The organism is Mesorhizobium humile (assembly GCF_033977215.1).
GTDB lineage: Bacteria > Pseudomonadota > Alphaproteobacteria > Rhizobiales > Rhizobiaceae > Mesorhizobium > Mesorhizobium humile.
Map to the genome: position 1 here is coordinate 60450 of NZ_JAVIIV010000024.1, position 13821 is coordinate 74270.

At 66.2% G+C, this 13821-nt stretch carries 10 protein-coding genes; 7 read left to right on the top strand and 3 right to left on the bottom strand.

The window, feature by feature from the left end; genetic code table 11:
* The first annotated feature begins 24 nt into the window (after positions 1 to 24).
* From RFM52_RS27635 to RFM52_RS27665, 7 genes are all read left to right on the top strand, one after another.
* Complete coding sequence (locus RFM52_RS27635) at positions 25 to 807, top strand: SDR family oxidoreductase (RefSeq protein WP_320296822.1); 783 nt, start codon at positions 25 to 27, stop codon at positions 805 to 807.
* Complete coding sequence (locus RFM52_RS27640) at positions 804 to 2330, top strand: mannitol dehydrogenase family protein (RefSeq protein ID WP_320296823.1); 1527 nt, start codon at positions 804 to 806, stop codon at positions 2328 to 2330. The genes RFM52_RS27635 and RFM52_RS27640 overlap by 4 nt, the downstream gene beginning before the upstream one ends.
* Positions 2331 to 2349: 19 nt before the next feature.
* Complete coding sequence (locus tag RFM52_RS27645) at positions 2350 to 3261, top strand: sugar phosphate isomerase/epimerase family protein (RefSeq protein ID WP_320296824.1); 912 nt, start codon at positions 2350 to 2352, stop codon at positions 3259 to 3261.
* 58 nt (positions 3262 to 3319) lie between these two features.
* Complete coding sequence (locus RFM52_RS27650) at positions 3320 to 4372, top strand: ABC transporter substrate-binding protein (RefSeq protein WP_430699274.1); 1053 nt, start codon at positions 3320 to 3322, stop codon at positions 4370 to 4372.
* A gap of 233 nt (positions 4373 to 4605) precedes the next feature.
* The gene (locus RFM52_RS27655; RefSeq protein WP_320297022.1) at positions 4606 to 6150 is read left to right on the top strand and encodes a sugar ABC transporter ATP-binding protein; all 1545 of its coding nucleotides are present in this window, start codon (positions 4606 to 4608) and stop codon (positions 6148 to 6150) included.
* The gene (locus RFM52_RS27660; protein WP_320296826.1) at positions 6147 to 7133 is read left to right on the top strand and encodes an ABC transporter permease; all 987 of its coding nucleotides are present in this window, start codon (positions 6147 to 6149) and stop codon (positions 7131 to 7133) included. The genes RFM52_RS27655 and RFM52_RS27660 overlap by 4 nt, the downstream gene beginning before the upstream one ends.
* Complete coding sequence (locus RFM52_RS27665; protein WP_320296827.1) at positions 7130 to 8116, top strand: ABC transporter permease; 987 nt, start codon at positions 7130 to 7132, stop codon at positions 8114 to 8116. Before RFM52_RS27660 ends, RFM52_RS27665 begins: the two co-directional genes overlap by 4 nt.
* 26 nt (positions 8117 to 8142) lie before the next feature.
* Here the strand turns inward: RFM52_RS27665 and RFM52_RS27670 are convergent, their stop codons facing one another.
* The 3 genes from RFM52_RS27670 to nirB all read right to left on the bottom strand — a co-directional run bounded on the left by RFM52_RS27670 (position 8143) and on the right by nirB (position 13813).
* Positions 8143 to 10812, bottom strand: coding sequence for a nitrate reductase (locus tag RFM52_RS27670; protein ID WP_320296828.1), 2670 nt, complete (start codon positions 10810 to 10812; stop codon positions 8143 to 8145).
* Between the two features lie 3 nt (positions 10813 to 10815).
* Positions 10816 to 11145, bottom strand: a complete 330-nt coding sequence (nirD, locus tag RFM52_RS27675; RefSeq protein WP_320296829.1) for a nitrite reductase small subunit NirD — start codon at positions 11143 to 11145, stop codon at positions 10816 to 10818.
* Positions 11146 to 11362: 217 nt separating this feature from the next.
* Positions 11363 to 13813, bottom strand: a complete 2451-nt coding sequence (gene nirB / locus RFM52_RS27680) for a nitrite reductase large subunit NirB (protein WP_320296830.1) — start codon at positions 13811 to 13813, stop codon at positions 11363 to 11365.
* Between the last annotated feature and the right edge of the window lie 8 nt (positions 13814 to 13821).

A 13821-nucleotide genomic window follows, 5' to 3' on the forward strand; every position in this document is an offset into this window, starting at 1 on the left:
GGAAACTTTGTTCCGGGAGGAGGAATGGAGGTTCGTCTTGACGGCAAGGTGATGCTGGTCACCGGCGCGACGCAAGGCATCGGCCGGGCGATCGCGGAGACGCTTGCGCGCTCCGGCGCTGAAGGTCTCGTCATTACCGGTCGTGACAAGTTGCGCGGCGCAGAGGCTGCGGCGGCTATTTCGCGGATGGGCACCCCGACAGTCATTGTTCCGGCCGATCTCGCCGACCCCGCTGCGCCGGCGCGGCTGGTGGAATTTTGCATTTCCCACTTCGGCCGCATCGACGGCCTGGTCAACGCCGCCGGCCTGACCGATCGCGCTTCCTTCGTCGATGCCACGCTCGACGATTGGTCGTCGCTGTTTGCCGTCAATGCCCGCGCGCCCTTCTTCCTGATGCAGGCGGCGATCGCCGACATGAAGAAGCGCGGCCAGGGCGGCTCGATCGTCAACATCCTGTCGATCAACGCACATTGCGGCTCGCCGGAGCTGGCCGTCTATTCCGCCACCAAGGGCGCGCTGGCGACGCTGACCAAGAACGCCGCCAATGCCCACCGCTTCGACCGCATCCGCGTCAACGGCATCAATGTCGGCTGGACCGACACGCCGGCCGAACGCGTCATGCAGGCTGAGACTCTCGGCCAGGGTCCGGGCTGGCTCGACTCCGCAAACGCGACACAGCCCTTCGGCCGGCTGTTCTCCGTGAACGACATAGCCAATCTTGCCGTCTTCCTGCTTTCCGACGCGGCCGGCCCGATGACCGGCGCGCTGATCGACCAGGAGCAATGGGTGATCGGAGCCAACCGGTGAGCGCCGAGAACTTCAGCCCAGCCCTGCTGGAACGCTTGCCGTCGGAGGTCCGCAGGCCGGCTTACGATCGCGCCGCGCTGAAGCCGGGCATGGCTCATATCGGCGTCGGCGCTTTCCACCGCTGCCATCAGGCCGAATACACCGACGACCTCCTGGCCAAGGATTTCGGCCGCTGGGGATTGGTAGGCATCAACATAAGGCCGCCTTTGCTTGACGACACGCTCGGCAAACAGGACGGCCTCTACACGCGGCTCATTCGTCAGGACGACGAGGTCGAGGCGCGCATCATCGGCAGCATCGCGCGCGTCGTCGACAGCCAGGACAATGCGGCGCCGGCGCTGGAGGTGCTCGCCTCGTCCGACATCGAGATGGTCACCATGACGGTGACCGAGAAGGGCTATTGCCACATCCCGTCGAATGGCGCGCTCGACCTCGACCATCCCGATATCGTCCACGATCTCGCCAATCCCGAAACGCCGCGCAGTGTGCCCGGCATCCTGGCAAGGGCGCTGGAGCTGCGCATGGCCACGCATCGCCGGCCGGTGACGCTTCTGTCCTGCGACAACATCCCGACCAACGGCATCATCCTCGGCAACGTCGTGCGCACATTCGCCGAGCGGCGCGGCCGGAGGCTGGCGGACTGGATCGAGGCCAATGTCGCTTTTCCCTCGGCCATGGTCGACCGCATCGCACCGGCGACGACCGAGGCCGATATCGATACGGTCGAGCAACGCTTCGGCTACCGCGACGGCGCCGTGGTGGTGGGCGAGCGCTTCCGCCAATGGGTGATCGAGGACCGCTTCGCCGGCCGTGTGCCGCGCTGGGACCGCGTCGGCGCGACCTTCGTCGACGATGTCACGCCCTTCGAGCATCTCAAGATGCGGGTGCTGAACGGTGCCCAGACGACGCTCAGCTATCTCGGCGTTTTGGGCGGCTTCGAGCACACGTTCGAGACGATCGCCGACCCGCGTCTGGCCCGTTTCGTCCGCCGCATGCTGACCGAGGAAACCCTGCCGACGCTGATGCCGGTGTCCGGCATTGCGCCTGCTGCTTATATCGAGCAAAGCCTGTCGCGCCTCACCAACACGGCGATCCGCCATCGCAACCACCAGATCGCCACCGACGGCTCGCAGAAGATCGTGCAGCGCCTGCTCAACCCGATCCGCGACCGCCTGGCGAAGGGCGAGAGCATTACGCTGCTCTCAGTCCCCGTCGCCGGCTGGATGGCCTATCTCATCAAGGCATCCGCGCGTTTCGGCCGCGCCTGGCAGGTGTCCGACCCCTTTGCCGACAAGATTGCGGCGATCGCCGACCGCATCGGTTCGGACAGCAAGGCGCTTGTCGATGCGATCCTTGCGATCGACGCCATTTTCGACCCGTCCCTGGCCGCCAACGCGACATTCCGGGCCCATGTCGTCGCTGGGCTCGACGGCCTGCTTTGGGGCGATCCGATGGGCTTTGTCAGACAAGTCTGCGCTGGGCCAACCGATGCGCGGTTGAAGCAGCCGGCTCGATCTGCATAGTTGGGAATTGGGAGGGAACATGAAGCTTGGACTGCTGACAGCACCGTTTCCGGATACGCCGCTCGGCGAGGTCGTCGACTGGGCGCGCTCTGTCGGTTTCGAGGCACTGGAAATCGCCTGCTGGCCGAAGACGTCCGGAGCCAGCCGCCGCTATGCCGGCACCAGCCATATCGACGTCGACATCTCGGCGGCACAGGCCAAGGACATCGCCGCCGAGCTCGCCGGCCGGGGCATGACCATCTCCGGCCTCGGCTTCTACCCCAATCCATTGCATCCCGATCAAGCGCATCGCCAAGCGGTGATCGACCACCTGAAGAAGGTGATCGTGCTGGCGAGCCACATGGGTGTGCCGCTCGTCAACACCTTCTGCGGCGGCGACGCCTCGAAGACTATCGACGCCAACTGGGAAGACGCCCAAAAAGTCTGGCCGGCGATCATCGCCCATGCGCGCGAGCATGGCGTGAAGCTCGCCTTCGAGAACTGCCCGATGATCTTCAGCTATGACGAATGGCCGGGCGGGCACAACATTGCCTACTCGCCCTATGTCTGGCGCCGCATCCTCGAGGCCTGGGGCGGCGACGTCGGCATGAATTTCGACCCCTCGCACCTCGTCTGGCAGATGATCGACAAGGAGCGCTTCATCCGCGAGTTCGGCAAGAACATGCTGCATGTGCATGCCAAGGACCTGATGATTGATCATGATGGTTTGTACGAGCGCGGAATCCTTTCGGCTGGCATAGGCTGGCAGGTGCCGCGCATGCCGGGGCTTGGGGATATCGACTGGAGCAGGATTTTTTCGGGCCTCTACCGGGCCGGTTATGACGGGCCGGTCATCATCGAGCATGAGGACCGGCGCTTCGAGGGGACGGATGAAAAGGTCAAGCGCGGCTTCCTGCTTGCCCGCGACGTGCTGCGCCCCTTCATCAAATGAGGAGAGCTTGGTTCCGACCGCGTCGGAGCCCTGGAACTGAACTGAACGGAAAAGATCAATGTGGAGGAGTACTGAAATGAAAAGACATCTGACCGTGGCGTCGCTCCTTGCCGGCGCGGCCTTGCTCGCCTCGGCGGGCGTTTCGACCGCCGCCGGCAAGTACACGATCGGCATTTCCAACACCGTGCAGGGCAACGGCTGGCGCGAGGAGATGATCTGCGCGATGAAGGCGCAGGCGCTCGCTTCGGGCGAGGTGGCGAAGCTCAACATTGCCCACCGCAACACCGACGCCGCCGGCCAGCTCGAGGACATCCGCAACCTGATCAGCGCCAAGGTCGACGCCATCGTCGTCAACCCGGCCGATCCGGCCGGCATCAAGGCGGGCCTCGAGGAAGCCACCAAGGCCGGCATCGTCGTCGTCGCCGTCGACCAGGCAGTGACCGAGCCGTCCGCCTACATCATCTCCAACAACCAGGAACAATATGCCTATCTCGGCGCCAAGTGGCTGTTCCAGCAGATGGGCGGCAAAGGCGAGGTGTTCTACATGCGCGGCGCCGCCGGCGCTTCGGCCGACTCTGATCGCGACAAAGGCTTCAAGAAGGCGCTGGCCGAGTTCCCCGACGTGAAGGTCGCGCAGGAAGTGTTCACCGGCTGGCAGCAGGACCAGGCCAAGCAGCAGATCCTCTCCTTCCTCGCCACCGGCACCCCGATCAACGGCATCTGGACTTCGGGCATCGACAACGTCATCGTCGACGCGCTGGTCGAGCAGCAGGCGCCGATGGTGCCTGTGGTCGGCGCCGACAATGCCGGCTTCGTCGGCCAGTTGAGCTCCGTCAAGGGCCTGGTCGGCGCTGCGGTCACCAATCCCGGCTCGATCGGCGGTGCCGGCGTGACGCTGGCCCTGCAGATCCTCGACGGCAAGAAGCCGGCGCAGCAGACCGTGCTGGTCAACCCCGAACTCTGGGAGAACGCCACCGACGCAGGCAAGGCCAAGCTGAAGAGCGTCGTCGACCCCTCGCTCAGCCCCGAATGGCCGGTCTCGATCTCGATCCCGGACTGGACGACCTACACCAAGGACCAGATCATCGCCTGCAAGGGCCCGGGCGAGTAACCTGGATCGACGAGCCGCGCTTCCCCTTCTCCCCTTGTGGGAGAAGGTGGATCGGCGCGCAGCGCCGAGACGGATGAGGGGTGTTCCAGGGAACGCCAGCGTCTCACTCCGCTGGAGCACCCCTCATCCGTCGCCTGCGGCGACACCTTCTCCCACAAGGGGAGAAGGGGAGTTCAGCCGCGGCCTGCATTTAGTTTCTGGAACGAGAACCACACGATTTGACAACGAACCCGTTGCCGCAAAGCCCTCTCCTCGACGCCACCGGCGTAGCGAAGAACTACGGCGCGGTTGCCGCGCTGCGCAACGCCTCGCTATCCGTTTTGCCGGGCGAAGTGCACGCGCTGATGGGCGCCAACGGCGCCGGCAAGTCGACGCTGGTGAAGATTTTGACCGGGGCGCTCAAGGCGGACGCCGGGCGCATCCTGATCCGCGGCCAGCAGCTCGACGTCCGCTCGCCGGCCGCCGCCCGCCGCGCCGGTCTGCTGCCGGTCTACCAGGAACCGGCGCTGATCCCTGACCTCGACGTCCTGTCCAACCTACGCCTGACCGGCACGCCGGTGGAACCGTTCCGCGCCTGGGTGCGCGAACTCGGCATTCCCGACCTCGATATCCGCGAGACGGCGCGTCACATCCCCTTGGCCATCCTGCGCGTGCTCGACCTGGCACGTGCTTTGGCCGTCGAACCCGACGTGCTTCTGCTTGACGAGATGACCGCGGCGCTGCCCGCGAACCTCGCCGAGAAGGTGCTGGAAGTCGTGCGCCGCCAGGGCGACGCCGGCCGTTCCGTCATCTTTATCTCGCACCGTTTCGTCGAGATCTCGGCGCTCTGCGACCGCGCCACCGTTTTGCGCGACGGCTCCACGGTCGGTGTCGTCGACATCGAACCGGGCGTCGAGGAAAGAATAGTCGAGATGATGCTCGGCACCCGCATCGAGAAGACACGCGTCGCCGCGCGCGCGACAAACGATGTGGCGGTTGCCGCCGGCAGCCGCCCGCGCCTGTCGGTCCGCAACCTGCAGCTCGGCACCAAGCTCAACGACGTCTCCTTCGATCTCGCCAATGGCGAGGTCGTCGGCGTGTTTGCGCTCGAGGGCCAGGGCCAGGACGAGCTCTTCGCAGCGCTTGCGGGCTCGATCCGTCCGACCGGCGGCACGATCGACGTCGACGGCGCGCCGGTGAAATTCTCGCATCCGAGCGATGCAATCCAGGCCGGCATCGCCTATGTGCCGGGCGACCGCGCCGAGGCCTTGGCCATGCAGCGCTCGGTGCGCGAGAACATTGCGCTTCCCTTCAGCGCCGCGCTGCGCAAATGGGGACCGATCCGCATGCGCCGCGAGCAGGTGGTGGTTTCCAGCGCCATCGCCAGATTGCAGATCGATACCCGCGCCCAGGGCGAAGTGCAGCGTCTTTCCGGCGGCAACCAGCAGAAGGTGACGATTGCCCGCTGGATCGCGGCCAACGCCCGCACCATCCTTTGCTTCGACCCGACGCGCGGCATCGATGTCGGCACCAAGCAGGAGATCTACAAGCTGCTGCGCGAGCTCGCCGGCCAGGGCAAGTCGGTGCTGTTCTACACATCCGAGATGGAGGAGGTGCAACGTGTCTGCGACCGGGTCATCGTCATCTTCGGCGGCCGCGTCGTCGACACTTTCCCGGTCGAGCAAGCCGACGAGCCTGCGCTGATGCGCGCCGCTTACGGCCTGCCGCGCGGCGCCAAGGCGGACGTCGGCATCCTTGCCGACGTCAAACCCGGTTCGAGCGCCGAGGCCACGCCATGAGCCGCTTCTTGCGTAACCAGGGTTGGGTCGCAGGCCTCTTCGCCCTGCTGATCTTTCTGTTCGTCGTCACCAAGCTGATCCAGCCAGGCTATGGCAGCGGCGACTTCGGTTCGCTGGCGCGGGCGGTTCTGCCTTACGCCTTTGCCGTCGCGGCCCAGACCGTCGTCGTCATCGCCGGCGGCATCGATCTCTCGGTCGCCGCCATGATGGCGCTGACCAGCGTCACCGCCGCCTCGATGATGAATGGCGCCAGCGAGGAATATGCGCTCTTCGTCGTGCCTTTCGTGCTGGCCATGGGGTTCGTGCTCGGCGCGTTGAACGGCGTCCTCATCGTCGTCACCCGGGTGCCCGACATCGTCGTCACCTTGGCCATGCTGTTCGTGCTGCAGGGCGTCGCCCTGCTTGTGCTTGAAGCGCCCGGCGGCGCGGCTGCCGAATGGCTGAAGGCAAGCGTCATCGGCACCGTGCCGATCCCCGGCCTGCCGGATTGGGCCGATGCCTGGGTTCCCAAGGCGCTGGTGCTGCTCGTCGTCTGCCTCTGCATTGTGTGGATTCCGCTCAGGCGCTCGCGCCTCGGCCTTTCCATCTACGCCATCGGCAGCAACGAGCTCGCCGCCTTCCGCAGCGGCGTGCCGGTGGCGCGCACCAGGATCGTCGCCTATGCGCTGTCCGGCCTGTTCGCGGCGCTCGGCGGCCTGTCGCTCACCGTAAGCACCGGCATCGGCGCGCCCATCCCCGGGCCCTACCTGCTCGCCAGCGTCGCCGCGGTGGTGCTGGGCGGCGTCGCGCTTGGCGGCGGCAAGGGCGGCCTGCTCGGACCGATCATCGCCGTCTTCGTGCTGCGGCTGGTGCGCACCGACCTGACGCTTCTGGCCATCGATCCGAACGTCACTGCGATCATCGAAGGCTTGATCATGGTCGCGGTCGTGATGTTCGGCGCCTTCATCACCATGCGGAGCCGCCCGGCAGGAGCAACGCCATGACCGACAGCGCGACCATGCCCCAGCCTGTCTCGTTCGGCCGCCGCATCAAGCGCTTCATGGCGGACCGGCCGCTCATCCCGCTGATCATCCTTTTGATCATCCTCGTGGTGATCCTGCAGGTGCTGCGCCCCGGCATCGTCAACGAGCGCTGGCTCGCCAACACGGCGAAATTCGCGATCCCGCTGGCGATCCTCGCCGGCTGCCAGACCATGACCATGCTCACCGGCGGCATCGACCTTTCCGTCGGCACTGTGGCGACGATGAGCGCCTTCATCATGGCGACGCAGATCGTCAACCAGGATCCGACGGTGGCTTTCCTGCTGGCCATGCTGCCCGCCGTGCTGATCGGCCTCGTCAACGGCATCGGCGTCGGCGTCTTCCGCGTCCATCCGCTGATCATGACGCTCGGCACCAGCCTGATCGGCACCGGCTTCCTGCAGGTCTACCAGCGCACCGTCATCGCTTCCGGCGCCAAGATCCCGGATTTCCTTAACTGGCTGGGCACCGGGGTGACCTACGGCTTCCCGAACGCCCTGTTGCTGTTCGTGCCCGTCGCCGTGCTGATCGTCTTCATGCTGAACCGCACCGGCTTCGGCCGGCTGCTCTACGCCGTCGGCGACAATGAGCGCGCGGCGCGCCTCTCCGGCGTCCGCTACTGGCAGGTGATCACCGCGCTCTACATCCTCTCCAGCCTGCTCGCCGGCATCACCGGCCTGCTCTATATCGGCCTGATCAAGGCGCCCTCGCTGTCGCTCGCCGAACCGCTGGTGCTGCCTTCGGTGGCCGCCGCCGTCATCGGCGGCACCTCGATCTTCGGCGGCCGTGGCGGCTACACGGGCACCATCATCGGCGCGCTGATCCTGACCGTGCTGACCACGCTTCTCACCATCTTGCAGATGCCCGAAGGCGGCCGCCGCATCCTGTTCGGCTTCATCGTGCTGTTCGTGACCGCGGCCTATCTGCGGATCGTCGAAGACCGGTAGAACCGGGCGAATGTGACAGACGCGGCTCACTCCGCTGCCTGCATCTGGCCGGCATCGATGATCGCCCTGATCTCGGAGCGGCATGAACCGCAATTGGTGCCGGCACGCAGCGTCGAGCCGATCGCCTCCAGACTGTCGCATCCGGCGGCGACCGCGGAAGCGAGCTGGTTCGCGCCGACATGGAAGCACGCGCACACGACGCGTCCGATGGCAGGCATGGGCACCGGCGAGCGGCCGGATAGAAGCGCATGGCGATCGGTCGCCGACAGCGGCTGGCGCTTGGCGAGCAGCGACACCAGCCAATCGCGCGCCGGCAGCTGGTCCGGGGCGGCAACCAGCAAGGCTTCCGCCATGGCACCGCCATCGTCGATGGCAGCCGCGCGATAGGCGGGCCCGTGCCGGTCAGTGTATTCCAGGAGCTGATCCCGCCGCTGGACGCCGAGCAGCTTGCGCGCCAGAAGAATGCCCTGGTCCGGCGGCTCGGTCCCGGTCAGCTCGTAGACCCAGCCGCCCTCGACCGCATGCCGGCTCCAGTGGACGAAACCCGTTGGCCTGAGATCGCGGCGGGTGATCAGCACGCCGGCCCATCCGGTCTGTTCCCGTACGATCCTGACCGGAACATGCTTGAGCTCCGGCTGACCGGAATGCGCATCGGTGACCGGTGAGGACAAGAGGCCAGCCGCGGCCTTGGCCGCGAACTGCCCGCTCCAATGCATGGGCAGGAAAGCCTGGCCGCGCCGCTGGGCCTCGGTCACGCGCACCCTGGCGCGGACGAAGCCGAAGCGGGTTGAAAGATGAGCGAGGTCGCCGTCCTTGAGACGGTGCGCAGCCGCATCGGCCGGATGGAGATCGACCGCCGGTTCCGGCGCGTTGGCCATCAAACGCGGCACGGTCCCGGTGCGCGTCATCGTGTGCCACTGGTCGCGCAGCCGACCGGTGTTCAGAGCGAGCGGATAGTCGCCATCGACCGCGAAAGCCGTAGCCTCCTGCCGCACCGGCACGAAGCGCGCGCGGCCGTCAGGTGTAGGGAAGCGGCCATCGGCGAACAATCTTGTCTGCTGCTCGCCCCGCTCCGACACGGGCCAGTGGCGCGGCGCAAAGGCGGCATAGTCTTCATCACTGAGGTCAGCCATGCCGCCGAGATCGAACAGGCGCTCGCCGTCGTTCTCGAAGGCGGAGAGCGCGGCATGCTCGCGGAAGATCTCGGCCGGCGACTGGTAGGCGAAGGCGTCGCCAAAGCCCATACGCGCGGCGACATCGCAAACGATGCGCCAATCGGCTTTCGCTGCACCCGGCGGCGGCAGGAACGGCCGCTGACGCGAGAGGCGCCGCTCCGAATTGGTGACTGTGCCGTCCTTCTCGCCCCAGCCTGCGGCCGGCAGCAGCACGTCGGCATAGCGCGTGGTATCGGTGCGCGTCACATCCGAGACCGCGACGAAATCGCATTTGGACAAGGCGGCGCGCACACGCGAGGCATCCGGCATGCTGACGGCCGGGTTTGTGCCCATCACCCACAGTGCCTTGATGCGGCCGTCGGCGACCGCCTGGAACATGTCCACGGCCTTCAGGCCGCCGCGCCGCGCGATGTTGGGCGCCTTCCAGAAGCGCGAGACACGGTCGATATTGGCCGGATCCGCGAAGTCCATATGCGCGGCGAGCTGGTTGGCGAGACCTCCCACCTCGCGGCCGCCCATGGCGTTCGGCTGGCCGGTGATCGAGAACGGCCCCCTACCCGGCTTGCCGATGCGGCCGGTGGCGAGATGGCAGTTGATGATGGCATTGACCTTGTCTGTCCCGTGCGCCGATTGGTTGACGCCCTGGCTGTAGACGGTGACGGTCCGCCCGGTCCCGACGAAGAGATCGTAGAAGGCCTGGACATCGGCGGCTGCCAGCCCGCACCCTTTGGCGACGCGGGCGATCGACGGCGCGTCGGCGCCAGCGAGCGAAGCCGCGGCATCGAAGCCCGATGTATGGTCGCGAACGAAGCCGGCATCGATCTTTCCGGCCTGCGCGAGATGCGCCAGCAGCCCGTTGAACAACAGCACATCCGTGCCCGGATCGAGTGCCAGATGCAGGTCGCACTCGCCCGCCGTGGCGGTGCGGCGGGGATCAATGGCGACGATCCTGGTACCGCGTTCGCTGCGCGCCGCGAGCATGCGCTGGTAGAGCACCGGATGGCACCATGCGGTGTTGGAGCCGGTCAGCACGATGAGGTCGGCGTGCTCGAAATCCTCGTAGATGCCGGGAACGATGTCCTCGCCGAAGGCGCGGCGGTGGCCGGCGACGGACGAAGCCATGCAGAGCCGCGAATTGGTATCGATGTTGCCGGAGCCGATGAAGCCCTTCATCAGCTTGTTGGCGACGTAATAATCCTCGGTGAGCAATTGGCCAGAGACGTAGAAAGCCACCGAATCCGGCCCATGCTCGGCAATCGCCCGCGAGAACTTTTCGGCGACGAGGTCGAGCGCTTCGTCCCAACTCGCTTGCCTGCCGAGAACTTCCGGATGCATCAACCGGCCTTCCAGTCCGAGCGTCTCGCCAAGAGCCGAACCCTTCGAACAGAGCCGGCAGAAATTAGCCGGGTGCTCGGGATCGCCGCGGACGCTCGTCGTGCCGTCCGCGGCGACCTCGGCCAGCACGCCACAGCCCACCCCGCAATAGGGGCAGGTGGTCCTCACCTCGCGTGCCTCTTCCATGCCTCAGGCCGCTTTCGAGGCCAGCGCTTCGAGCGCGATGAAGAGCCGTTCGCCCTCGACCTTGACCGGGATCGTCCTGACCGAGCCCTCATCCGCGCCGAGCGCCTTGCCGGTTTCCAGCGAGATCACCCAATTGTGCAGCGGGCAGGTCACCGCCGCGCCATGGACGATCCCCTGGCTGAGCGGCCCGCCCTTGTGCGGGCAGTGGTCGTCGATAGCGAAGACCTGGTCGTCGGCGGTGCGGAAGACGGCTACCTTGCCTTGCGGTGTGACGACGCACCGCGCGCCGCGCAGAGGAATGTCGGCGATGGTGCCTATGGCGATCCAGGTCATGCGGCATTCCTCGTCTTTGGCTGATAGGAATGCGCCCAGGCACCCCCCTCTGTCCTGCCGGACATCTCCCCCGCAAGGGGGGAGATTGGCAGCTTGGGCGCTCCGCCCAATCCTGCAGCGTTGGAGATTGGCGAAAGCCGGGATGACATCCGATCTCCCCCCTTGCGGGGGAGATGGCCGGCAGGCCAGAGGGGGGTGCCTCGCTCAGACCTCTCCGTCATTCCGCCGCCTCCGCAAACCCCACCGACGCCATCGGCCGGAACTCATGCTTGTCCTTGCCGGAGACGCGTTCGGACCAGGGATCGACCTGGGCGAATTTCTGGCTGAAGACGAAGCGCTCGAAATAGGCCTGGCGCTTGTCGGCGTCGTCCAGGATCTGCTTCTTGATCTCGGCGGTGCCGATCCGCTTGGCCCATTTGTAGATGCGCTCCAGATAGCGGGCCTGCTCGCGATACATCTGGACGAGCGCCACGATCACCTCCAGCGCCTCATCCTCGCCCTTCACCAGGCCGAGCACTTCCGTGCCTTTGATATCGAGCCCCGCGGCACCGGCGAAATGGATCTCGTAGCCTGAGTCGACGCAGACCACGCCGACATCCTTGCAGGTCGCTTCGGCGCAATTGCGCGGACATCCCGACACCGCCATCTTCACCTTGGCCGGCGTCCAGGAACCCCACATGAATTTCTCGATGCGGATGCCGAGGCCGGTCGAATCCTGCGTGCCGAAACGGCACCAGTCGGTGCCGACGCAGGTCTTCACCGTGCGCAGGCCCTTGGCATAGGCATGGCCGGAGACGAAGCCGGCCTTGCCGAGATCGGCCCACACCGCCGGTAGGTCCTCCTTGCGGATGCCAAGCATGTCGATGCGCTGGCCGCCGGTCACCTTGACCATCGGGATCTCGAACTTGTCGACCACGTCGGCGATGGCGCGCAATTCGCTGGCGCTGGTCACGCCGCCCCACATGCGCGGCACCACCGAATAGGTGCCGTCCTTCTGGATGTTGGCGTGCACGCGCTCGTTGATGAAGCGCGACTGATAGTCGTCGGCATACTGGTCCGGCCAGTCGCAGACCAGATAGTAGTTCAGCGCCGGCCGGCATTTGGCGCAGCCGCAGGAGGTCTTCCATTCGAGCTCCTGCATGACGGCGGGGATCGTCTTCAGCCCCTTCGCCTTGATCAGGCGCCGCACGTCGTCATGGCCGAGGCCCGTGCAACCGCACATCGGCTGCACCGCCGCCGGATTGTAGGCTTCGCCCAACGTGAGCTTCAGGAGCTGCTCGACGAGGCCCGTGCACGAGCCGCACGAGGCCGAGGCCTTGGTGTGGGCGCGCACGTCGTCGAGCCCGGTCAGCCCCTTGGCTGTGATCGCGCCGGTGATCTTGCCCTTGCAGACGCCGTTGCAGCCGCAGATTTCCGCATCATCCGCCAGTGCCGCAACGGCCGCCAAAGGGTCCGAGGAAGCGCCTCCCTGGAACGCCTGTCCGAAGATCAGCGTGTCGCGCATCTCCGATATGTCGGTCGCCTTCTTCTTAAGGTCGTTGAACCAGGCGCCGTCGCCCGTCTCGCCGAAGAGCACCGTGCCGATGATGCGGTTGTCCTGCAGCACGAGGCGCTTGTAGATACCGGCGGATGCATCGCGCAGGATGATCTCCTCGCGATCCTCGCCATCGGCGAAGTCGCCCAGCGAATAGAGGTCGATGCCGGTGACCTTGAGCTTGGTCGGCGTGTCGGAATGGACGAAGCGCCTGTCTTCGCTGGCCGCCAGCCCTGCCGCCGCCACGCGGGCCATCTCGTAGAGAGGCGCGACCAGCCCGTAGACATGACCGCCGACCTCCGCGCATTCGCCGAGCGCCATGATGGCGGGATCGGAGGTGCGCATGCGGTCGTCGACGACGATGCCGCGATTGACCTCCAGCCCGGCGTCCTTGGCGAGCGCGGTGCTCGGGCGGATGCCGACGGCCATCACCACCAGCGTCGCCGGGATGATCGTGCCGTCCATGAGCTCGACACCCTCGACCTTGCTGTCGCCGACGATGGCCTTGGTGTTGGCCTTGGTCATGACCTTGATGCCGCGCGCCTCGACCGCCTTCTGCAGCAGGTAACCGGCGGCCGGGTCGAGCTGGCGCTCCATCAGCGTCGGCATGACGTGCAGCACGGTGACGTCCATGCCGCGTTCCTTCAAGCCGGCAGCGGCTTCGAGTCCGAGCAGGCCGCCGCCGATGACGATCGCCTTGGCGCGCGACTGCGCGGCAAGCAGCATGGCGTTGACGTCGTCGAGATCGCGATAGCTGAGCACGCCGGGCAATTCCTTGCCCGGCACGGGGATGATGAAGGGGACCGAACCGGTGGCGATGACCAGACGGTCGTAGCTTTCGGTCACGCCGTGGTCCGACGCGACGGTCTTCGCTTCCCGGTCGATGGCGACGATCCGGTGGCCCTTGTAGAGGGTGATGCCGTGCTTGATGTACCAGCCGTCGCCATGGATGACGATCTCCTCGAACGCCTTCTCGCCCGACAGCACCGGCGACAGCATGATGCGGTCGTAGTTCACGCGCGGCTCGGCGTTGAAGATGGTGACGGCGTAGCGGTCGGGCGCGGCCTCCAGCAGGTGCTCGAGCATCCTGCCCGGCGCCATGCCGTTGCCGATAATGACGAGTTTTTCGGTCATGTCCGGTC